Genomic DNA, 21,672 nt, shown 5'->3' with positions numbered 1-21,672 from the left:
GACTGTAAATCCGCTCCTTCGGGTTCGGGGGTTCGAATCCCTCCCCTTCCATTTGTTTTATACTTGTACGGGCATAGTATAAAGGTAGTACAAAGGTCTCCAAAACCTTTGGTGTGGGTTCAATTCCTGCTGCCCGTGTTTATAGTATGGCGGATGTGGTGAAGTGGTTAACACACCAGCTTGTGGCGCTGGCACTCGCGGGTTCGATTCCCGTCATCCGCCTATTTTATTGGGGTATAGCCAAGCGGTAAGGCAAGGGACTTTGACTCCCTCATGCGTTGGTTCGAATCCAGCTACCCCAGTTGTTATGTTTCGCCGAAGTGGCGGAATAGGCAGACGCGCCAGACTCAAAATCTGGTTCCTTCACGGGAGTGCCGGTTCGACCCCGGCCTTCGGCATAACATAAAAGCTAACTTTGCCTATTGTTAGCTTTTTTTATAGATATTTATAATATTGATAAACAAAAAAGTACTGACTTTTATTAAAGTTAGTACTTTTTATTTTAGTGAATATGCCTATTAACCTTAGTTAAAAAAATCGTAAAGCCTGAACGGAGGCGCTTGCCCCAATAAGGATGAAAATAAATCCGATAATCAAGGATTTGAGGATATTTCCATCCCCATGGACGATAAGGGGAATCAAAAATCCTACAAAGCATAGAATAGGGGTCCATGTCCTGGTCGCTAAATTATGCCAGGCTAGATAGAAAATTAATAGTGAAAGAATTGCGCCTATAGCTAGAAGTAAAACAAGTAGTGAAGAGTTGATTGCTGTTAAATTTCCATTTATCCAGAAGACTCCATGTTTTAGTATTTCATCTACCTTTCCTCGGTAAGTCCCATCTATATCATACCGTTGCCAATCTACTTTAAAAAAAGTATGGTTAAAAGCAATATAAATAACTGTTAGAACGAGTGAAAGAGTAGAATATAAAAGTAAGATCCATCTTTTAACATTATTTGGTTTGTTTATAAAATTTTTCATAGTTCTCCTTAGCAACTTCTTGGTTAACAATGACTGTATATTCAAAATAGTGTGAATATATAGGATAATACTAGCACTTGATAAAAAGAATGTCAAAAATAATTGAATATGGGGATACTTTTATTGAAAATTACTGTAGTGGTATCTAGAATGAGTCTTAATCTAATAATACAAAACATAAAATGACCTATTTATGACAGGTCATTTTTGTTCTTTAGTAAAAATTTATTCAAAATCCAGACCTGTTATTGTTTTTGAGATGTGCCAAAGTCTATTTGCTGCATCTGGGTTTATTGAGTGGGACCGTAGACCTCCAGCAAAATTATTAACTTCTTCAGATGCCATAAGTCTGGCAATATTAACATCTTCACAATATAGACCACCTTTACCTTCTAAATCAGCGCTTGTGGCAGTCCATAGAGGTGTTGCAGCACCTTGGGCTATTGTTTTTAAATAGCGATATTTACTTCGGTCAAAGCCGGATTTAAGTGTATTAAAAAATACGGGGATATGAATTAATTTAAAATAGTCGGCTAGGTAGCGGAGCCAAGGGGTAATAGGTGAATTTTGACGACCAATATTTGTCATTGGAATCATACCAGGGTGGACGGCAAAACTTCTAATTCCATATTTTTTTCCTAGTTCATCTAGTTTTATTGAAAATAAAACGTTGGCAGTTTTAGATTGTTGGTAGCCTATTTGGGGATTATAGTTTTCTATTTTTTCAAAATTCCAATCTTCTAGTAATGGTGTCATTTGTTGAGCACGACTGGATAAATTTATAACTCTTGAGTTTTTTGCATTTTTTAAAGCGGGTAAAAGTTCCATTGTTAATTGATAGTGGCCTAGATGGTTTGTGGCAAAGTGATATTCTATTCCTCGGGAATCTCTTTTTAAAGGAAGGTACATTAATCCAGCGGAATTAATAAGAATATCTAGTTTTGAATTATTTTGCAAAAAACTTTAGGCAAATTGATGAATACTTTTTGTATTGGTGAGGTCAAGGGGAAGAATGTCAATATTTTTTATTTTAGATAAATTTTTCTTGGCTACCTCCATTCTTCGGGCGGGGATAATAATTTTTGCTCCAGCACGTGAAAGTTGTTTGGTCATCTCTAAACCAATACCAGAATACCCACCAGTGATGATGATTGTTTTTCCTGAAAGATTAATATTTTTCATAACTTTATTTGCTGTTGTTTTATAATTAAATTTGTAGTTTGCTATTGGTTCTTGATTTGACATAATAAAATTTTCCTTTGTGTTATAATATTTATGTGATACAAGTGTAACAGCAAAAAAGAACTTTTACAATTAACTTTGGACGATTTGTCTTTAAAAGTGACAACAAAATGAAAGTGTAACAGAAATGAAGCGAAAAGAGCAATATCAAGATTTTCATGACTTTATTATTGAAGGAACGATGTTGTGTTTAGAGAAATATACAATCAATGAATTGCCATTGACAGAAGTTTGCAAAAAAGCCGGGGTGAGTCGGATGACTTTCTATCGGCACTTCAAAAATAAGGAAGAAGTCGTATTAGAGTGTTTTGAGCTAATCTATGATAAATTTCTTAAAGAACTTTTGGAGCTAGAAAGTATTAACTCACTTATTTTAAGTGAGAAGTTGGTGGGACTATTTGTTGAACAAGAAGAAGAAATAGAAAAAGCTGTCAAGGGGAATTATTATTCGCTGATTTTTCAGGTATTTGCTCAAAAGATGACTATTTTTTATAATGAAACAACGACTTGGGCTGATTATCTAGGGACAAAGCAAAAATTTTGGAACGATTTTATGGTTGCTGGTTTATTTTATGTTTTAGGAAATTGGGTGAAAAATGGCTGTCAAGACTCTTATGATGAAGTGGTGAAGATGGTTGTAGAATTCCATGAATAAGTGAACAGATAAAAAGGCTCAAGTTATTTTGAGCCTTTCTTTTAGCCAATAAATTTTTTCCCTTGTTTATTAAGAATCACTTTTGTAATTTCAATGACAAGAGTTGGGATTAAAGCTAAGATGATAGCTATTAGCCAGTGTGTCATTGATAATGGAGCAACTTCTAAGATATTCATCAAAATAGGAACATTTGTAAAGAGAACGGTTATTCCTAGTGATAATAAGGTGGTACCAAAAATCATTTTATTAGTTGTAATTCCTCTTGTGAAGAGAGATTCATTACTTCTAGCGTTATAGACATTAATCGTAGAAGCAAGGGTTAGTATCACAAAGGCCATTGTTTGTCCGAGTTGATGGTTGGGTGTCAATCCAGCGATTTCAATAAACCTACCGAGATAAAAACCAATTAGAGCAGTAATGATGAATACAGTGGAACAAATGGCGATACGCCAGCTGACTCCTCTTGAGAAGATACTTTCTTTGACTCCAACAGGTGGCTGTTCCATGATATGACTGTCGGCTTTTTCACGTGAAAGTCCAAATCCGGGAATTCCATCAGCAAGGACATTGATGTAAAGGAGTTGAATTCCTGTAAAAGGCATTCCCCAACCGACAATTGCTCCAATAAGCATGGTAAGGATTTCTGCTACATTTGCTGAGAGGAGGTAATAAATGGTTTTTTTGATATTGGTGTAAACGCGTCGTCCTTCGCGAATGGCAGCGACGATAGTTGCAAAATTGTCATCAGCAAGAATGATATCAGATGCAGACTTGGCAACTTCTGTGCCGGCTATTCCCATTGCTGTTCCGACATCCGCAGCTCTTAAGCTGGGTGCGTCATTGACACCATCTCCTGTCATGGCTACGATTTGGCCTTTTTCTTGCCAGATTTTTACAATACGAAGTTTGTCTTCAGGACTTACTCGGGCATAGACCGAAATTTGTTCAATCATTTGGCTAAGTTCATCATCTGTCATTGATTTGAGCGTTAAGCCATCAATAACTTTATCTCCATCACGATAGATGTCAATTTGTTGAGCGATTGCTTTTGCTGTAAGCGCGTGGTCCCCTGTAATCATAATTGGTTTAATACCAGCAGCTCTTGCTTCTTGAACAGCAGCTTTTGATTCTATGCGTGGAGGGTCAATCATTCCCACGATTCCAAGAAAGGTAAGATTATTTTCTAATTCAGTTAAATCTTCTGGGACTTTATCGATGATTTTGTAAGAAAGAGCTAGAACACGTAGGGCTTGGTCAGCAAAAATATCATGTATTTTTTGGGCTTGGCTCAATAAATCATTTGATAAGTGAGTGGGAGTCTCCTCGTTATTTGAAGAAAGGAGCTGTGGATGCTGCGCTTGATGTTGACTGCTTGGTGCAAGTCTATCAAAAGCGCCCTTGGTCAGTACAAGATATTTTTCATTATCTTGCGGATGTGGAATGACAACGGTCATTTTTTTGCGTGAACTATCAAAAGGGAGTTCGGCAAGTCGTTTTGGATTTTTTTCGGGTTCATAGAGGTCATGAGTAATTAAGAAGCGAATGATTGCTGCTTCGGTTGGGTCACCATGGATTTCCCAATCACCGTCAATGAGTTGTGCACTGGCGTTTGAAGCATAAGCAAAATTTTGTATTAAGGAAACTTCAGAGCTTGATAATTGACCTCCTGACCAACTATCTTGTCCAGATAGCCAAAGTTTTTGAATGGTCATCTGATTTTGTGTGAGTGTTCCGGTTTTGTCAGAAGCGATGACTGTTGCATTTCCAAGAGTTTCAACGGCAGGAACGTTTCGGATAATAGCTTTTTTCTGAGCCATATTTTCCACACCATAAATGAGACTGAGAGTTACAATAACTGGAAGTGTTTCTGGAACAGCAGCAACTCCGAGAACAACGGCAGTCATTAAATTATCAACTAGAGGAACATTAGCATATATAAGGTTGATGACGAAAATCAAAATTCCGGCAGCAAAGGCTATAATTGCTAAACGTTTTGCAAGTTTATCAATTCGTTTTTGAAGTGGCGTTTTTCCTTTGATTTGTTCGCCGATGAGTGTTGCAATTTGACCCATTTGCGATTTAGAACCAACTGCTACGACAATTCCTTCGGCTGTTCCGTTAAGGATATTTGTTCCAGAAAAAACCATGTTGAGTTGGTCTCCCAAAGGAACTTCATCAGTGATTTCAAGGTCAGCATTCTTATCAATTGGTTCGGATTCACCTGTCAGTGATGATTCGTCAACTTGGAGGCTATTGCTTGTGAGAAGGCGAATGTCGGCACCAACTTGCACGCCGGCGGTCAGTTCAATAAGGTCACCGCAGACCAGCTCGCTTGAAGGGATGGTCTGACGCTTTCCAGAGCGAAGAACGGTCGAAGTGGGAGAAGAGAGTTTTTTTAGGGCAGCAAGGGCGTTTTCTGCCCTGTTTTCTTGAAAAATGGAAACGAAAATATTAATAATGACAATAAGGAGAACAACAATTGTCTTGGTATAGTTTCCGTTGCTGATATATGCTAAATATGCAGAGAGGAGGCCGACCAAAATGAGGATGATATTCATAACTTCTAAAAGATGATGGAGAAGTTTTTGGAGAAAATGAGGTCCTTTTTGATCTTCAAAATTATTGTGGCCATACTTGATGCGGGAGTTTGTGACTTGAGTTGGACTCAGCCCAGTTTTCGCATTAATATCATAAAACTTTTTTATATTTTCAATGGCTTCTGTTTTATATTTCATATCTGTCAGTCCTTTCTTTTGGAAAATTACATTATAATTTAATTATAATATATTTTTAATAATTCTCTGAACGATATACAAATAAAATTTTTACAAAAGTCTGTATAATTAGCCGAAAATATGGTATTATTGATGATATGAAAACTAAAACAGTAAGTGAATTGGCAGAGCTTTTTGGAGTCACTCGCCAAGCGATGAATAAACGGGTTAAATCGCTAGATACTAAATTTGTTGAAAAAAATGAGAAAAATGTAACAGTCGTCAATGCCGAAGGAATCCATGAACTTGAAGGTTTATATGGAAAAGTAGTCACTGCTAAGGCCGAAGTTTTAGAAGAAAATACTGACAAAGGTTCTGAGATTGCCATTAAAGCAGATGATGCAACATCTGCAGCTTATGAAATGATTAGTGCGTTGATGAAAGACAAAAACGCTGAGATTGAGCGTTTGAATAGTCAACTTATCTCTAAAGATCAACAAATAAATGTTAAAGATGCACAAATCGCTGAAAAAGATGAACAGATCAAAAAACAGCAAGAATTAATGGAAAAAGCTTTGACAGATCAAAATCAATTTTTCACTGATTTACAAGAACAGTTGAAAACAACGGAAAATAAAGGCTTTTTTGGGCGCTTATTTGGAAAAAAATAAGAATAAAAATTACTGACAGCCTGCTCAGTAATTTTTTTAGTCATATTTTTAGGTGGAAAGTCAAAGATTATTGCCAAAAGTATTAGCTTTTTTAATGTTAAACGCTTTCAGGAGAAGAGGAGTTCATTTGCTTTTGTAGAGCGCTTTCTAAGGTAGTTTATGTTTGCAAATTTTAAAAAAAGTGTTAAAATAAAAGAGTAAGTTAAATTGTTAACTTAGTCAATTTAAAAGGTTTGCCTTTTATAAAATCTAATCCCTATAAGGAGGAAACTACTAATGGTAGTTAAAGTTGGTATTAACGGTTTCGGTCGTATCGGTCGTCTTGCTTTCCGTCGTATTCAAAATGTTGAAGGTGTTGAAGTTGTTGCAATCAACGACTTGACAGATCCAGCAATGCTTGCTCACTTGCTTAAATACGATACAACTCAAGGTCGTTTTGATGGTAAAGTTGAAGTTAAAGATGGTGGTTTTGAAGTTAACGGTAAATTCGTTAAAGTTACTGCTGAATCTAACCCAGCTAACATCAACTGGGCTGAAGTTGGTGCAGAAATCGTTCTTGAAGCAACTGGTTTCTTCGCAACTAAAGAAAAAGCTGAACAACACTTGCACGCTAACGGTGCTAAGAAAGTTGTTATCACTGCACCTGGTGGATCAGATGTTAAAACAATCGTTTTCAACACTAACCACGAAGTACTTGATGGAACTGAAACAGTAATTTCAGCTGGTTCATGTACAACTAACTGTCTTGCTCCAATGGCTGATACTTTGAACAAACAATTCGGTATCAAAGTTGGTACAATGACTACAGTTCACGGTTACACTGGTGACCAAATGACTCTTGATGGCCCACACCGTGGTGGAGATTTCCGTCGCGCACGTGCTGCAGCTGAAAACATCGTACCTAACTCAACAGGTGCTGCTAAAGCTATCGGTCTTGTATTGCCAGAACTTCAAGGTAAACTTCAAGGACATGCTCAACGTGTACCAGTTCCAACTGGTTCATTGACTGAACTTGTTACTATCCTTGATAAAGAAGTTACAGTTGACGAAATCAACGCAGCTATGAAAGCTGCTTCAAATGAATCATTTGGTTACAACGAAGACCAAATCGTTTCATCTGATATCGTTGGTATCTCAAACTCTTCACTCTTTGATGCTACTCAAACTGAAGTTACTTCAGCTAACGGAGCTCAACTTGTTAAAACTGTATCTTGGTACGATAACGAAATGTCATACACTTCAAACCTTGTTCGTACACTTGCATACTTCGCTAAAATCGCTAAATAATTTTCCGATTTTAACGGTATAAAAACCAGTCTTCGGGCTGGTTTTTTTATTTTATAAAGGAGAAAAAATGGAGACACCAAAATGTATTCATTGCTCAAGTGAATATACTTATGAATTATCAGATACGAGCTTTGGCTGTTCTGAATGTGGGACTGAATTTACGCTTGAAGAAATTGAAGCAGCTGGAAAATTTATTGTCCTTGATAGTCTAGGAAATGAGTTAGAAACTGGGGATGATCTTGTCATTGTACAAGATTTGCCGGTTAAAGGAATGCCAAAACCAATTAAACAGGGTACAAAAGTGAAAAACATTCGTATCAATCCAGAAGGGAAAAATGAACATTTTATTGATTCAAAAATTCCAGGATTTGGAGCGATTAGTTTGAAGGGTTCGGTTGTTAAAAAAGCATAAAAAGTAATCAGAAAATTTTCTGATTATTTTTTTTACTGACAGAGTATCTATCAGCAAAATTTACTGATAAAATACTCTGTCAGTAAATTATATTTGATTTTTGAAGCATTTAGCCTTATATCTTGGTATAATAAAAGTATGAAATTAACAGATTCAGTGCAATTTTTAAAAGGTGTGGGGCCAAAGTCTGTGGAAAATTTCCATAAGTTAGGAATTTTCACAGTTCAAGATTTACTGCTTTATTTCCCTTTTCGTTATGAAGATTTCGCAAGTCGCTCGGTTTTTGAACTTACTGACGGAGAAAAAGCAACGATTATTGGAACGGTAGTGACCCCAGCTAATGTTCAGTATTACGGATTTAAACGTAATCGACTTTCATTTAAAATTAAAGAAGGTGAAGCCGTCGTTGCTGTCAGCTTTTTTAATCAACCCTATTTGGCTGATAAAGTGGAGGTTGGAAAAGAAATTGCGGTTTATGGAAAATGGGAACAGGCAAAGCAACAACTGATGGGAATGAAAGTTGTGGCTCAGGTGGACGATGGATTAGAACCTGTTTATCATTTGACAGCGGGTATGAAACAAAGTCAATTGGTCAAAGTGATTCATCAAGTTTTTGAATCAGGGCTTCTGTCAGAATTACCTGAGAACTTACCAGAATTTTTGATAGAAAAATATCGTCTGATGAACCGGCAAGAAGCCGTTTTGGCTATGCATTTTCCAGAAGATATGGCAGCTCATAAGCAGGCTTTACGTCGTGTAAAATTTGAAGAATTATTCATGTTTCAGTTGAAATTGCAGGCACTGAAAAATAAAGAAAAATCAGGACGAGCAGGTTTACAAGTTATATTTGAGCAAGAAGAAATTGATAAAAAAATTTCGGACTTACCTTTTGAATTGACTGGTGGCCAATCCCGGGCTTTGACCGAGATTCTGGATGACATGAAATCTCCTTACCACATGAACCGGCTTTTGCAAGGTGATGTGGGATCTGGTAAGACAGTTGTCGCTTCGCTTTCAATGTATGCGGCTTGTCTGGCAAATTTTCAAGCAGCAATCATGGTTCCAACGGAAATTTTGGCTCGTCAGCATTTTGCAAATTTACAGGCGCTCTTTCCTGAGTTGCAAATCTCACTATTAGTTTCAGGCTTAAAAGCAGCTGAAAGACGGGAAATATTAGCTGATTTAGCTAGTGGGCATACGCACATGGTAGTGGGAACGCATGCGGTCATTCAAGAAGGAGTTGATTTTTATAACTTAGGTCTAGTGATTACAGATGAACAACACCGTTTTGGGGTCAATCAGCGGAAAATTTTGCGGGAAAAAGGGCAAAATCCAGATGTATTAATGATGACGGCAACGCCAATTCCAAGAACGCTTGCGATTACGGCTTTTGGAGATATGGATGTTTCAATTATTGATGAACTGCCAAAGGGACGTCAACCCATTACCACAAGATGGGTCAAACATGAACAGTTTTCTGAAGTTTTAAGTTGGGTAAAAGGTGAGGTTGCCAATGATTCTCAAGTCTACTTTATTTCACCATTGATTGAGGAGAGCGAAACCCTAGACCTGAAAAATGCAGAAGCCTTATTTGCGGAATTAAATGACTACTTTGGTTTATTTGCCAAAATTGGGCTTTTACATGGAAAAATGAAAAATGATGAAAAAGACCAAATTATGCAAGAATTTAAGGCTAAAAAATTGGATATTTTAGTGTCAACTACTGTAATCGAAGTAGGGGTTGACGTGCCTAATGCCACCATCATGGTCATTATGGATGCTGACCGTTTTGGACTGTCACAACTTCATCAGTTACGAGGACGTGTTGGTCGGGGAACAAAAAAATCTTACGCCATTTTAGTGGCAAATCCTAAGTCGGATTCAGGAAAACAGCGGATGAAAATTATGACAGAGACGCAAAATGGTTTCGTTTTAGCCGAAGAAGATTTGAAAATGCGTGGTTCTGGGGAAATTTTTGGACTTCGTCAATCAGGACTTCCAGAATTTATTGCGGCAGATTTGGTCAATGATTATAATATTTTAGAAGTAGCCAGACAAGAAGCAGTTGAAATTTTTAAAAAGGCAGACGAGTTTCCTGATTTGATTGCGCAAGTGAACGTTGAGGGTGGATTTGACTGATGAATGAGAATGAATTGAATGATTTGATTTTGGATACTTGGTCAGATTTTGAAGAATTAAAAGTAAATCCCAAAAGTGCTGAGGTCTTAATTCCGACCAGCATGCCACTTTTGTGGTTCGGAGATTTACCAGCCTATGAAAAATCGGACTTAAAAATACTGACCGTCAGTAAAAACGCATCTTATGCTGAATTTGGTGAAAATCAACGTTTTGAAAAATTACTGACAGAACTTTCGTCAGTAAATCTGAAAACTTACAAGTCAAATCTCAATCGGTATTTTGAATACAAACCTAGTTCTTGGTTCAATCAGTTAGCAAAATTTTTGCCAATTTTTGATGCAGCTTACAAAAAGTCTGAAAATCAAATTAACCGAGTGCTTCATATTGACTTGTTTACACCCATTCCAACAGAGCCAGTCTGGCCGAGTCTAACCAAAAGTCAACAAGCTCAATTCGTAATGAAATTTCCACAAATTATGCAGATTTTAAATCCTGATATTTTGTTGACCAGTCTGTCAGTAAGTAATTTAAAAATTTTACTTAACAATGCTGGGACTGAAATCGAAGAAATATTTGATAAAGAAGAAACGGGAAAAGCTGCCAAATACGTTCGAGCTTATCGTGTCGATAAAAAATTAATCGTGATTAACGGTCGAAACTTTCAAGGAACTTATTTCGGGGGAATGACTGACCAGTTTGTTAGAAAATGTCTGACAGAAATTAAAGGGATGGTTTGATGATTGATCAATTCTGTCAGTAAAAAAAGAGTTCAATTGAACTCTTTTTTATTTCCCTAAACAAAATTGTGAGAAAAGTTGTGTAATCAATTCATCAGGAGCGGCTTCGCCTGTGATTTCTCCAAGTAATTGCCAACAACGTGTGACATCGACTTGAATCAAATCAACAGGTAAGCCAAGAGCAAGCCCGTTATTTGCTTCCTTGAGTGCTTTTAAAGCTTCTTCAACAAGCGAAATGTGACGAGCATTTGATAAGACGGTTGCGTCTTTGGCTTCAATCTCACCAGCGAAGAAAATTTGATTGATTTTTTCTTCAACAGCAGATAAATTCTCATTTTTAAGGGCTGAAATTCGAATAAAATCACCGGAAATTTGATTAATATCAAGTTTTTCGGGTAAATCAGTTTTGTTAAGTAAAACAATACGATTGGCATTTTTAGATAGCTTTAAAAGTTCCAAATCTTTATCAGTCAATTCCAGTGAGGCATCCAAAACTAGCAAAACCAAATCAGCTTCGGCTAAGGCCTTTTTAGAACGTTCAACCCCAATCGCTTCGACTAAATCATCTGTTTCACGAATCCCAGCGGTGTCTACTAATTCAAGAGGAACGCCACCAATATTGGCAAACTCGGTAATAACATCACGTGTTGTTCCAGCAATGTCAGTGACAATGGCTTTTTCTTCACGTAATAATTGATTGAGTAAGCTTGATTTTCCAACGTTTGGACGTCCAATAATGGCCGTTTTTAAGCCTTCGCGCAAAATTTTTCCGCGTTTAGCTGTTGATAAAAGATTTTCCAAAAGCTGTTCAAAATGAGCAGTCTTTTCAAGGAGCATTTGTGAAGTCATGGTTTCGACATCATCATACTCTGGATAATCAATATTGACCTCGACTTGTGCCAAACTTTCGAGAATCTCTTGACGAATATTATTAATCATTTTTGAGAGACTTCCGTCAAGTTGTTTTACGGCAATATTCGCTGCTTTATCGGTTTTTGCGCGGATTAAATCCATGACAGACTCAGCTTGTGCCAAGTCAATCCGTCCATTTAAGAAAGCACGCTTGGTAAATTCACCAGGTTCAGCAAGTCTTGCACCATTACGTAAAAGTAATTGCAAGATTTCTTGTGTGACTGCAATCCCACCGTGTGTGTTGATTTCAACAATATCCTCACGTGTGAAAGTTTTAGGCGCACGCATGACTGAAACCATCACTTCGTCAACCAGACGTTCTTCTTCAAAGATGTGGCCATAATTAATCGTATGGCTAGCAACTTGAGCTAAATTTTTTCCTTTATAGACAGATTGAGCAATTTTCAGGGCATCTGTTCCTGATAAACGAACAATGGCAATTGCTCCTTCACCAAGCGGTGTCGAAATCGCCGCAATCGTATCAAATTCTTGTGTTAATGTCATAAAGACTATTTTAACGCAAAAAGCTTGAATTTCCTAGCCTATTAAATTTATTTTTTTATAAAAAATAAAATTCTATTAAGATTGAGTTTCCACACATAAAAAATGCTGAAAAAGAGATTTCTGCGTTTAGGTTAAGCTGTCCAATTGTGATAGGGTGCTAAAGCGCCTAGTTGACTTACAAAATAATAGTATAGTGAAACTACAATTCGAGGCAAAATGACTTGCTGAACCAAAAAAATTTACTATTTTTCTTCACCTTTTTTCCCATTTGTGCACACAATCTTGATATAATAGTAGACATGACTTATCAAGTAAAAATTATCTATCCAAAAGAAGAAGCCGCTGAAAACAACAAACTGACTGAACGGACTTTTAATGAGTTTATTGATGGACTCGAATTAGAAGAAGTCATCACGCAATATGAACAATTACTGACCAAGGGCTACTCAATCTCGGTCAATTTTGCTCCCCCTCAACTTGATGATAAAGGAACTGAACCAGATCCTTTTATGATTGCGGGTCGCTTAGAGCTCGCGGGAATTCCTTATAAAGCCACTTTGAAATTAAAAGCAAGTGGTGATTATGAATCAATGGTAAAAATTGCTAAAATGATTGAACAGCAAGATTATGATTATGATATCTCAGCTAAATTGCAAATTCGCGAGAATTCATCGGTTGATTTTGAAAAAGAAGGTTCTTGGTTTGATAAAGATTATACCAAATATACCATTTTGCCCAAAGCAAGTAGTCAAGATATTGCTGACTTAAAGACACTCTATGACGCACTTGTTGAAGAGCATCAAAAGGTGACAATCAATATTAAAGCAAAAGTCAAAAAAGATGATGATGACAGTTTTGCAAATCAATTGGCAGCTTATCCACCTGAAACAATGGTTATTTTTAAACTGACAGATGCTGATATTTATGGAGAATAAAAATGAGAAAAATTACTGACAGAAATTCCGTCAGTAATTTTTTTCAATCTGCAACTTCAATGCTCGCTTTGCCATAGGGTCGGTCGCTTTAGCACCTTACAGCGAATTCGAGCGCAGTGAAGATCAGTGCTTACGAATATGCTAGAAGGTTCATCAGTAATTTTTTTGTTTTTCAGGCAATCTGTCAGTAAATTTTCCATTTATCCAAAGAGAGAAAATAAAATCGCAGAACCAGAAACACCTTTTTCTATCGCTTTGAGTGCAGAGCGGTTATTGTAGAGCTTGCTATAAAAAAATTTTCATCTGAGGGGACATTTTTAGCCCAACAGCAACTGGCACAAGTTTGTTCAATAAATCATTGACTACTTTTGATACATCTGTTTTTTGTTCCAGATCATTTTTGGCAGCAATCAAAATCAGGCGCTCGTCCTCGGTTGTTTCAGGATTTATAATTAAGTTGATGAGCTGCTCTAGCAGTGCCTTTTCGCCAACGTTGAAATTAGCAGTAGTTGAGCCAAAAATTCCCATTGAAAATACCCTTTTCTTTCTTTTGATGCTGAAATCATTGTATCAAAATTTTTTGCAAGAGACTGCTTTAAAAATGAACGGTCCAGACCCAAATATTTTGTGTCAGATATAAAATCAAGACATAAATGCCAATCACTAATACTGACGGAATCAGGCATTTCAGCCAAACGATGAAAAATTTTTGATTAAAGAAGTTCAAAGCTTGACGGCTAGTCGAAATATATTTTAGCAAGCCCCAGATGGCAAGTGATGTGAAAACGGTGTTTGATAAGAAACCAGCAAGTGAAATTTTTGCCGTATGATCAGGCGAGAAAATCAACGATATGATGGTGGGTATAACGACTGAGAAGAGCAGATATGGACCAATCCAGTAGAGCGTAAAGTAAGCCATTCGTTTGATATTTTCACGTGGGGTAGCTGCAACAATCTCGTCTGCCAACTGATAAATATCACACCCCAGATAGGCTTCAGCATTTTTTCCTTGGGCTTGGGCTTCGAGCAAATCCTGAACAATCGCAAGTAGAGTTTCTTCGTAAACTTCTTCCTCACGAAAAAACGATTTGGTTCTTACGACGACAAGTAGCCTTTCATAAAACTTTTTGTTTTCTGAGGATAGCTGGTCACGCAAGCTGTTATTTTCTTTGATGAGTTCTTTGGTTTCCATAAGTTTCTCCTATTTATTTTTTTATCAAGAAATAAAATCCGCCAATAAGGAAAAGCGCAACTAGAATCTGAATTATGAAAGCAGAGATTCTTCGCACTATTTGAGATTTTTCAATCAATAATCTTCCAATCCAAAGGCGGAGCAAGGAATTTATCAAAGTGCCTAGTGCGATAAATCCGATATAAAGCCAATAATTGCTTTGAGCAAGATTATTTCTGAAAAACAGTAAAGCAATCACGTAAAAACAAATAAAACTAAAAATTCCCGATAAAATCGCTGGTTTATAGATATTTTTGTTGGGTAATTCTTTGACCATTTGCTCTGCCAAGTCTTTTGCACTCATTCCAAAGAAATTTTCAGCGGTTAAACCGTCTTTTTGAACATCAATAACATCTGGATAAATAGTAAGCTCACGAGTATCTTTTGATAATTCCTCTGCTTTTTGCAATGAAAATTTGATAAAATCAGTCAAATACTTCTGATTTTCTTTGCTGAGTTGATTGAAAATTTGCTTGTTTTCATAGTGTTCATGACTGTTTCTTTTGATTTTATTAAACATTGTCCTTGTCCTTTATGAGATTTTGCATTGCATAAGTTAAGAGCTTCCAATCGCTCAAAAAATCTGTAAGTCGTGCTTGTCCTAGCTCTGTGATTGTGAAATATTTTCTTTTAGGACCTTCTGATGACTTTCTCATTTCGCCTTTGATGAACTTTTCTCTTTCCAGTTTTTGTAAAATTGGATAAATTGTACCCGCAGCAATGGCAAGAAAACCCATTGTTTTAAGATTTTCAGTGATTTCATAACCATAAGTTTCATGACGAGCAATGACTAATAAGAGCGCACCATCTAAAGTTCCTTTGAGTAGTTGGGGATTAATTTCGGTCAATTTGCCACTTCCTCGCTATTCTATAATGTAAACTAGCTACTGGATAAATTTTATCACGGCTATTATATAATGTCAACTACTGAAATGAAAAAATTACTGACAAATATCCTAGAAGTTTCATCAGTAACTTTTTATCCCATTATTTTACTGACAGACCTGTCAGCAAAATCTGCTATAATAAAAGACATGAGACTAGATAAATTTTTAGCAGAAAGTGGCCTCGGAAGCCGGAGTGAAGTCAAAGTTTTATTGAAAAAAGGGCGCGTGACCGTTGCTGGTGAAATTCAGCGAGATGGCAGATTTCAAGTGGATAAGAATTCCAGACAGGTGGCTTTTGACGGTCAAATTTTAGATTACCAAGAATATTATTACTACCTATTGAATAAACCGCAAGGAGTCGTATCCGCTACGAAAGATAATGTTTTTAAAACAGTTGTTCAACTTTTATCAGAAAAAGATTTTCGTAAGGATATTTTCCCAGTCGGACGTTTAGATAAAAATACCGAAGGACTTTTGATTTTAACCAATGATGGGGCTCTTGGCCATGATTTAACTCAACCCAAAAAACACGTTGAAAAAGAATATTTTGCACGAATTGATGGAAAAGTTACTGACGAGATTATCAATAAATTTGCTGAAGGTTTGACTTTGAAAAATGGTGAAAAAGCAAGACCAGGAGAATTATTTGTTGAGAAAACTTACAAAGGCGATAGCCAATCCGGCTGGGTCAGTGAAATTCGAGTTATTATTCATGAAGGAAAATTCCACCAAGTTAAACGGATGTTTGAGGCAGTTGAGATGTATGTCCTTTATCTCAAACGAATTCGGATGGGCAATTTAGCTTTGGATTCAGATTTAGCTCTGGGAGCTTATCGTCCTTTAACAATCGAAGAGATTGAAAACTTAAAAAAATAAAAGTTACTGATGAAAATTCGAAGGTATCCGTAAGCTAAAGTGCAACGGCTATCTTCTGACAGAATTTTTCGTCAGTAACTTTTTTAATTTTCACGATTAATATTAACTCCAAGCACAGTCAGATGACCATTAGAAATTAATTTGATGATGAGATGAGCAAAATCCCGAGCGGACATTTGTGTCGAAGAAGAGACCCACCAATCTAATGTTCCGACCAAAATTGAACTAATATAAGAAATCACGAAGTCATTAGGAACTACAACATCTTTTTCTCTAACTTCCAATTTCTCAAATAACTCAGTATAACGCTCAGATAAAATTTCTAGAAATCTATTTTTCAAACGTTGATCGTGTGCTCTGTCAGTAATCATTTGAGCAATTTCAGGATTATCGCGAACAAATTCGTAAAAGCGACTCAGGACAGTTTCAATTTCCTTGACGTGAACATTATTTCCATCGACCAAATTTTGTTCATCCAAAATACCAGTAAAACTAGCCAAAAATTGGTCAATCAAACTATCATATAAATCCTGTTTGTCAGCATAATGAGCATAAAAAGTTGCTCGATTAATCATGGCTGAATCGGCAATTTCTTGAATTGAAATTTTTTCAAATTTTTTCTTGCGCAATAAAGTAAAAAAAGCCTGACTTATCAATTTTCTTGTTCGTTTCACGCGCAAATCATCTGATTTAACCATAAGAACCATCTTTCCATTATCTAGTGGGCAAAGAAATTATGTAATCTGCTTTGTCTAATTTTTCACATCATGCGATTATCTCCATTATAATCAAAAAAAAGCTTAAAGTCATTTAAGTATTTAGTCAAAACATTTTGTCATTCGATGTCAAAGTCTTTTAACATAATCAACAGCTTGTTTTAAATTGTCGTTTATGTGACAACCACGCCCTTTTTGCTGGTTGATTTTCTTATGACAAATGATAAAATGAACATATAATAAGATAAGCAACAGACCGTTTAAATTACTTTTTATCAAAATTCTGCGCCTAAAAGATAAATTAGATAAAAAATCTAATTTGCCGAAAAATGAATATTAAGGATTTAGAGGACTTGTTCAAGTGATATTTCTCACATAACTAGGAGACCATCTTGACACAAATTTATAAAACAGGGATTGACGTTGGTTCAACCACAGTAAAACTCGTCGTTTTTGACGAAAATTATAAACTCATTTTTTCACGTTACGAGCGCCACTTTTCTGACGTCAAAGCAGCAACCATTAAAGTATTCAATGATTTTATTGCTGAACACGGAGATTTAAATTTAGAATTAGCCATTACCGGTTCAGGAGGAATGGGACTTGCAGAAGTCATTGATGTTCCTTTTGTCCAAGAAGTGATTGCCTCATCTATCACCATCGAAAAATTTATTCCACAAACAGATGTCATGATTGAGCTTGGCGGCGAAGATGCCAAGATGACTTTTTTTGACAATGGCACTCAAGAATTACGGATGAACGGAACTTGTGCCGGTGGGACAGGTGCTTTCATTGACCAAATGGCTGCCCTTTTGAAAGTTGATGCCAATGGTGTCAATGAATTAGCTAAAAACTATGAAAAACTCTATCCGATTGCTTCACGTTGTGGCGTTTTTGCCAAAACTGACGTTCAACCCCTTTTGAACGAAGGAGTGCGTCGTGAAGATATAGCAGCCAGTATTTTCCAAGCTGTTGTCAATCAAACCATTGCCGGATTAGCCAGTGGTCGAAAAATCAAAGGTAATGTTGCCTTTCTTGGCGGACCTCTTTTCTTCATGAGTGAACTGCGCAAACGTTTCATTGAAACGTTGGATTTAAAAGAAGAAAATATTATCTTCCCAGAAAATCCACAACTTTTTGTGGCAATGGGAGCAGCGCTTTATGAAGAAACAAGCCAAAAAACAGCAACCGAACTCATTCATAGTTTGGAAAATGATGATTCTGATAGTTTGATTCCCCAAGATACTATGGATAAGCTCTTTGAAAATCAAGCTGAACTTGATGATTTTCGTGCGCGCCATGCCAAAGCAACAGCTAACTATAAGAACTTGTCTGAACATCATGGAGCTGCCTTCTTAGGAATTGATGCCGGCTCAACCACAACAAAAGTCGTTCTTATTGATGATGAAGGAAATATTCTTTATGACCACTATGGTTCTAATAACGGTGAACCACTTGAATCAGTTATTAATATTTTAAAAGATGTTTATGCTAAACTTCCAGCAGATGTTTACATTGCCAAGTCAACCGTAACCGGTTATGGCGAACACTTGATTAAAGCTGGTCTTCACGTGGATTACGGCGAAGTCGAAACCATGGCTCACTACAAAGCAGCTGATTATTTCAATCCAGGAGTGGATTTCATTCTCGATATCGGTGGACAAGACATGAAAGCCATGCGAATCCGTGATGGTGCTTTATCTAGTATTCAGCTCAATGAAGCTTGTTCATCAGGTTGTGGCTCATTTATTGAAACTTTCGCCCATTCGCTCAAACATGACGTTCGTGAATTTTCACAAAAAGCGCTTTTAGCCGAACATCCAGTAAATCTTGGATCACGCTGTACCGTCTTTATGAACTCAAAAGTTAAACAAGTTCAAAAAGAAGGAGCAACAGTTGGTGATATTTCTGCTGGTCTTTCATACAGTGTCATAAAAAATGCCCTCTATAAAGTTATCAAGGTAAAACGTCCCGAAGAACTTGGTAAGAAAATCGTTGTTCAAGGCGGAACTTTTTACAATGAAGCCGTATTGCGTGCCTTTGAAAAAATTTCTGAACGTGAAGTTGTCCGTCCAAGTATTGCCGGATTGATGGGAGCTTATGGTTGTGCTTTGATTTCTTTAGACAATGAAGAAACACACAAAGAATCAGAGCTTTTAAAACTTGATGAACTAGAAAAATTTACCACTCATAAAGAATTTATGGTCTGTGGACTTTGCGAAAACAACTGTAAAATGACACTGACGGTCTTCAATGATGGCAATAAGTTTGTAACCGGGAACCGTTGCGAACGTGGAGCTGAAAAAGCAACAAAAGTTAAAGTCGCTAAAAAAGACAAAAAAGTTAATTTAGTTGATTATAAATACAAAAAACTTTTCCGTTACCATAGTTTAAGTAAGAAAAAACAAACTCGTGGAGAGATTGGGATTCCGCGCGTGCTTAACATGTACGAAAACTATCCGCTTTGGCACACGATGTTAACAGACCTTGGCTTCCGTGTTGTTTTGAGCCCACGCTCAGACAAAGAACTCTTTGAAGAGGGAATTGAAACTATTCCGTCTGATACTGTTTGTTACCCAGCAAAAATGAGTCACGGACATATCATGGCTTTGATTAAACAAGGTGTGCCAACTATCTTTTATCCTTCAGTCCTTTTTGAACAAGAAGAACAAAAAAACGCTCAAAATCATTTCAACTGTCCAATTGTCCAATCTTATCCAGAAGTTCTTAAAAATAATATTGACGAAATTCGTGAAGGACAAGTCAATTATCTTCATCCATTTATTAATTTGGCAAATCCTGACGGTGTGTCAGTCAATATCCATAAGTCTTTGACGGCTCAAGGATTTACTGTCAGTCTTGAAGAAGTAAAAGCTGCTGTTCAACATGGTTTTGAAGAAATGGATAAATTCAAAGAAGACTTACGTCTTAAAGCCGAAGATTTACTGATGCAAATCAATTTGAACAATGAAAAAGCCATTGTCCTTGCAGGACGTCCTTATCATTTGGACCCAGAAATCAATCACGGAATTGCTGACATCATTACTCAAGAAGGATTCCATGTGCTGACAGAAGACTCTATCAGTCATTTGGCCGAAGTTTCTGGTCTGCGCGTGGTCAATCAATGGGTTTACCACAGTCGTCTTTATGCAGCCGCAAATGTTGTTTGCAAAAATAAAAACCTAGAACTTGTGCAACTTAATTCCTTTGGTTGTGGTCTTGATGCAGTGACGACTGACCAAGTTGAAGAAATCATGCGTGGACACAACAAGCTTTATACCGTTCTAAAAATTGATGAAGGTTCAAATATGGGAGCCGTTCGGATTCGCTTGCGTAGCCTTAAGGCAGCAGTTTCAGAGCGGACACGTCACAACATTGAAGCGACAACCGAAGTTCATGAGTTGGTCCCAGAAACACCAGCATTCACAAAAGAAATGGCTAAAAAACATACCCTTCTTTTACCAATGTTGTCACCAATTCACCAAGAAGGACTATTGGATACAGCTTTTGCTGCTGCAGGTTATAATGTCGTTTCTCTGCCAGAAACAAATACTTCTGTAAATAACGGCTTGAAATTTGTTAATAACGATTCTTGTTATCCAGCCATTATCACTATCGGTCAACTTATCGAAGCTCTCCAGTCAGGAGAATATGACCTTGATAATACCTCCGTCATGATGACCCAAACCGGTGGTGGTTGTCGTGCAACTAACTATATTCCTTTGTTGCGTAAAGCTCTGATTGATGCCGGCTTCCCGCAAGTTCCAGTAGTTTCTCTCTCAATGGGAAATCAAGGGACAGAAAAAGGCTTTAAATTCACGGTTCCATTACTGACACGCTTTATGATTGCTGTGCTTTACGGCGATTTGTTTGAACGAGTTGTCTATCGGACACGCCCCTACGAAGCAGTAGAAGGTTCGGTCAATGATCTACATGCAAAATGGCTAGAAAAAGCTCGAAAAAATGTAGAATCAGGGTCAATCTTTGAATTTAACCGCAATATGAAAAAAATTGTTGCAGAATTTGACCAAATTGAACTTTTTGATATTCAAAAGCCACGAGTGGGTGTCGTCGGAGAAATCTTAGTCAAATATAGCAAAACTGCTAATAATGATATTGTTTCCATTATTGAAGAAGAAGGTGGCGAAGCTGTTGTCCTTGATTTAATTGGTTTTATGAATTACAGTTTATACAATCAAATCTGGAAAGCAGATGAGATTGCCTTTAGTAAGAAAAATAAACTCATGGCTAAAACTTTCATTGGTATCATTAATATGCTAGAAAAACCAATGAATAAAGCTTTGAAGGCATCAAATCGTTTTGATTCAATAGAGTCAATTTATGACGTTGCATCCTCTACTGAAGAAGTGATTTCAATAGGAAATCACACTGGTGAGGGCTGGTTCCTTACTGGTGAAATGATTGAACTTTTGCAAAAAGGAGTGAATAATATTATTTGTCTTCAACCTTTTGGTTGTCTCCCAAATCACATTGTTGGTAAAGGAATGATGAAAGAACTTCGCCGTCAGTATCCAGGGGCCAATCTTGCGCCGATTGATTATGACCCAGGAGTTTCTGCTGTCAATCAGTTGAATCGTATTCGTTTAATGATGACCACTGCTAAAAAAAGAATGAACAAAGTTTCTGGTTCAGTTGAAAAATCAGAAACAGAGTCCAAATTGGAAACTGCTCAAGCATATTAAAAAGAAAATATAAAAGATACTGACAGCTTTGTCAGTATTTTTCTTTTTTTAAATAGTAACAAATGTT

17 protein-coding genes, 4 tRNA genes and 1 pseudogene are annotated in these 21,672 nt (G+C 36.8%); 13 read left to right on the top strand and 9 right to left on the bottom strand.

Annotation, left to right across the window (positions count from 1 at the left end; genetic code table 11):
- Window positions 1-67 precede the first annotated feature (67 nt).
- From RSC39_RS10965 to RSC39_RS10950, 4 genes are all read left to right on the top strand, one after another.
- Window positions 68-138, top strand: a tRNA-Trp gene (locus RSC39_RS10965).
- 11 nt (window positions 139-149) lie between these two features.
- Window positions 150-222: transfer RNA gene (locus tag RSC39_RS10960), tRNA-His, on the top strand.
- Between the two features lie 8 nt (window positions 223-230).
- Window positions 231-302: transfer RNA gene (locus RSC39_RS10955), tRNA-Gln, on the top strand.
- A gap of 12 nt (window positions 303-314) precedes the next feature.
- Window positions 315-398, top strand: a tRNA-Leu gene (locus tag RSC39_RS10950).
- 130 nt (window positions 399-528) lie between these two features.
- Here the strand turns inward: RSC39_RS10950 and RSC39_RS10945 are convergent.
- Together RSC39_RS10945 and RSC39_RS10940 are read right to left on the bottom strand one after the other, a co-directional pair.
- Complete coding sequence (locus tag RSC39_RS10945; RefSeq protein WP_063281493.1) at window positions 529-984, bottom strand: hypothetical protein; 456 nt, start codon at window positions 982-984, stop codon at window positions 529-531.
- Between the two features lie 225 nt (window positions 985-1,209).
- A pseudogene (locus tag RSC39_RS10940) lies at window positions 1,210-2,166 on the bottom strand (SDR family NAD(P)-dependent oxidoreductase).
- Window positions 2,167-2,353: 187 nt separating this feature from the next.
- Here RSC39_RS10940 and RSC39_RS10935 point away from each other — a divergent pair.
- Window positions 2,354-2,881 carry a TetR/AcrR family transcriptional regulator gene (locus RSC39_RS10935; protein WP_332537159.1) on the top strand — a complete coding sequence of 176 codons (528 nt, stop codon included), beginning with the start codon at window positions 2,354-2,356 and terminating at the stop codon, window positions 2,879-2,881.
- A 41-nt stretch (window positions 2,882-2,922) separates the two neighbouring features.
- On the opposite strand, the gene RSC39_RS10930 is transcribed toward RSC39_RS10935, so the two are convergent.
- Window positions 2,923-5,616, bottom strand: a complete 2,694-nt coding sequence (locus RSC39_RS10930; protein ID WP_332537157.1) for a cation-translocating P-type ATPase — start codon at window positions 5,614-5,616, stop codon at window positions 2,923-2,925.
- Window positions 5,617-5,753: 137 nt separating this feature from the next.
- Between RSC39_RS10930 and RSC39_RS10925 the strand changes: the two genes are divergently transcribed.
- The 5 genes from RSC39_RS10925 (at window position 5,754) to RSC39_RS10905 (ending at window position 10,841) form a co-directional block, all read left to right on the top strand.
- Complete coding sequence (locus RSC39_RS10925) at window positions 5,754-6,266, top strand: DUF536 domain-containing protein (RefSeq protein ID WP_011836159.1); 513 nt, start codon at window positions 5,754-5,756, stop codon at window positions 6,264-6,266.
- A gap of 276 nt (window positions 6,267-6,542) precedes the next feature.
- Complete coding sequence (gene gap / locus RSC39_RS10920; RefSeq protein ID WP_011677291.1) at window positions 6,543-7,553, top strand: type I glyceraldehyde-3-phosphate dehydrogenase; 1,011 nt, start codon at window positions 6,543-6,545, stop codon at window positions 7,551-7,553.
- A gap of 67 nt (window positions 7,554-7,620) precedes the next feature.
- Window positions 7,621-7,965 carry a zinc ribbon domain-containing protein YjdM gene (locus RSC39_RS10915; RefSeq protein WP_332537153.1) on the top strand — a complete coding sequence of 115 codons (345 nt, stop codon included), beginning with the start codon at window positions 7,621-7,623 and terminating at the stop codon, window positions 7,963-7,965.
- A gap of 138 nt (window positions 7,966-8,103) precedes the next feature.
- Window positions 8,104-10,104, top strand: a complete 2,001-nt coding sequence (gene recG / locus RSC39_RS10910) for an ATP-dependent DNA helicase RecG (RefSeq protein WP_332537151.1) — start codon at window positions 8,104-8,106, stop codon at window positions 10,102-10,104.
- Window positions 10,104-10,841 carry a hypothetical protein gene (locus RSC39_RS10905; RefSeq protein WP_332537149.1) on the top strand — a complete coding sequence of 246 codons (738 nt, stop codon included), beginning with the start codon at window positions 10,104-10,106 and terminating at the stop codon, window positions 10,839-10,841. The genes recG and RSC39_RS10905 overlap by 1 nt, the downstream gene beginning before the upstream one ends.
- Window positions 10,842-10,889: 48 nt before the next feature.
- Here RSC39_RS10905 and mnmE read toward each other — a convergent pair whose 3' ends face one another.
- Complete coding sequence (gene mnmE, locus RSC39_RS10900) at window positions 10,890-12,257, bottom strand: tRNA uridine-5-carboxymethylaminomethyl(34) synthesis GTPase MnmE (protein ID WP_332537147.1); 1,368 nt, start codon at window positions 12,255-12,257, stop codon at window positions 10,890-10,892.
- Between the two features lie 299 nt (window positions 12,258-12,556).
- Between mnmE and RSC39_RS10895 the strand changes: the two genes are divergently transcribed.
- Window positions 12,557-13,192 carry a hypothetical protein gene (locus RSC39_RS10895; RefSeq protein ID WP_014573435.1) on the top strand — a complete coding sequence of 212 codons (636 nt, stop codon included), beginning with the start codon at window positions 12,557-12,559 and terminating at the stop codon, window positions 13,190-13,192.
- 285 nt (window positions 13,193-13,477) lie between these two features.
- Here the strand turns inward: RSC39_RS10895 and RSC39_RS10890 are convergent, their stop codons facing one another.
- From RSC39_RS10890 to RSC39_RS10875, 4 genes are all read right to left on the bottom strand, one after another.
- Window positions 13,478-13,720: a bacteriocin immunity protein gene (locus tag RSC39_RS10890; protein WP_332537145.1), complete on the bottom strand. Its 243-nt coding sequence runs from the start codon at window positions 13,718-13,720 to the stop codon at window positions 13,478-13,480.
- 67 nt (window positions 13,721-13,787) lie between these two features.
- A complete protein-coding gene (locus RSC39_RS10885; protein WP_332537143.1) occupies window positions 13,788-14,384 on the bottom strand; it encodes a hypothetical protein in 597 nt (198 codons plus the stop codon).
- Between the two features lie 13 nt (window positions 14,385-14,397).
- Complete coding sequence (locus RSC39_RS10880; RefSeq protein WP_332537141.1) at window positions 14,398-14,943, bottom strand: hypothetical protein; 546 nt, start codon at window positions 14,941-14,943, stop codon at window positions 14,398-14,400.
- Window positions 14,936-15,271 (bottom strand): PadR family transcriptional regulator, encoded by a 336-nt coding sequence (locus RSC39_RS10875; RefSeq protein ID WP_332537139.1) that lies wholly within the window; start codon window positions 15,269-15,271, stop codon window positions 14,936-14,938. The genes RSC39_RS10880 and RSC39_RS10875 overlap by 8 nt, the downstream gene beginning before the upstream one ends.
- A 186-nt stretch (window positions 15,272-15,457) precedes the next feature.
- Here RSC39_RS10875 and RSC39_RS10870 point away from each other — a divergent pair, with 186 nt between their 5' ends.
- The gene (locus RSC39_RS10870) at window positions 15,458-16,186 is read left to right on the top strand and encodes a pseudouridine synthase (RefSeq protein WP_014735186.1); all 729 of its coding nucleotides are present in this window, start codon (window positions 15,458-15,460) and stop codon (window positions 16,184-16,186) included.
- Between the two features lie 83 nt (window positions 16,187-16,269).
- On the opposite strand, the gene RSC39_RS10865 is transcribed toward RSC39_RS10870, so the two are convergent.
- Window positions 16,270-16,884, bottom strand: a complete 615-nt coding sequence (locus tag RSC39_RS10865; protein WP_063281501.1) for a TetR/AcrR family transcriptional regulator — start codon at window positions 16,882-16,884, stop codon at window positions 16,270-16,272.
- A gap of 419 nt (window positions 16,885-17,303) precedes the next feature.
- Here RSC39_RS10865 and RSC39_RS10860 point away from each other — a divergent pair, with 419 nt between their 5' ends.
- Entirely contained in the window at window positions 17,304-21,605 is a 4,302-nt protein-coding gene (locus RSC39_RS10860) for an acyl-CoA dehydratase activase-related protein (protein ID WP_332537162.1), read from the top strand.
- Window positions 21,606-21,672 lie beyond the last annotated feature (67 nt).

Source organism: Lactococcus sp. (assembly GCF_036648155.1).
In the GTDB taxonomy this organism is placed as follows: domain Bacteria; phylum Bacillota; class Bacilli; order Lactobacillales; family Streptococcaceae; genus Lactococcus; species Lactococcus cremoris.
Note: the sequence above shows the minus strand (reverse complement) of the source record. Positions and strands in the feature narration are given on the sequence as shown.

Excerpts from the sequence above, each read along its gene's own strand:
- RSC39_RS10945 (WP_063281493.1), bottom strand. The coding sequence starts at position 984 with ATGAAAAATTTTATAAACAAACCAAATAATGTTAAAAGATGGATCTTA.
- RSC39_RS10935 (WP_332537159.1), top strand. The coding sequence starts at position 2,354 with ATGAAGCGAAAAGAGCAATATCAAGATTTTCATGACTTTATTATTGAA.
- RSC39_RS10930 (WP_332537157.1), bottom strand. The coding sequence starts at position 5,616 with ATGAAATATAAAACAGAAGCCATTGAAAATATAAAAAAGTTTTATGAT.
- RSC39_RS10925 (WP_011836159.1), top strand. The coding sequence starts at position 5,754 with ATGAAAACTAAAACAGTAAGTGAATTGGCAGAGCTTTTTGGAGTCACT.
- gap (WP_011677291.1), top strand. The coding sequence starts at position 6,543 with ATGGTAGTTAAAGTTGGTATTAACGGTTTCGGTCGTATCGGTCGTCTT.
- RSC39_RS10915 (WP_332537153.1), top strand. The coding sequence starts at position 7,621 with ATGGAGACACCAAAATGTATTCATTGCTCAAGTGAATATACTTATGAA.
- recG (WP_332537151.1), top strand. The coding sequence starts at position 8,104 with ATGAAATTAACAGATTCAGTGCAATTTTTAAAAGGTGTGGGGCCAAAG.
- RSC39_RS10905 (WP_332537149.1), top strand. The coding sequence starts at position 10,104 with ATGAATGAGAATGAATTGAATGATTTGATTTTGGATACTTGGTCAGAT.
- mnmE (WP_332537147.1), bottom strand. The coding sequence starts at position 12,257 with ATGACATTAACACAAGAATTTGATACGATTGCGGCGATTTCGACACCG.
- RSC39_RS10895 (WP_014573435.1), top strand. The coding sequence starts at position 12,557 with ATGACTTATCAAGTAAAAATTATCTATCCAAAAGAAGAAGCCGCTGAA.
- RSC39_RS10890 (WP_332537145.1), bottom strand. The coding sequence starts at position 13,720 with ATGGGAATTTTTGGCTCAACTACTGCTAATTTCAACGTTGGCGAAAAG.
- RSC39_RS10885 (WP_332537143.1), bottom strand. The coding sequence starts at position 14,384 with ATGGAAACCAAAGAACTCATCAAAGAAAATAACAGCTTGCGTGACCAG.
- RSC39_RS10880 (WP_332537141.1), bottom strand. The coding sequence starts at position 14,943 with ATGTTTAATAAAATCAAAAGAAACAGTCATGAACACTATGAAAACAAG.
- RSC39_RS10870 (WP_014735186.1), top strand. The coding sequence starts at position 15,458 with ATGAGACTAGATAAATTTTTAGCAGAAAGTGGCCTCGGAAGCCGGAGT.
- RSC39_RS10865 (WP_063281501.1), bottom strand. The coding sequence starts at position 16,884 with ATGGTTAAATCAGATGATTTGCGCGTGAAACGAACAAGAAAATTGATA.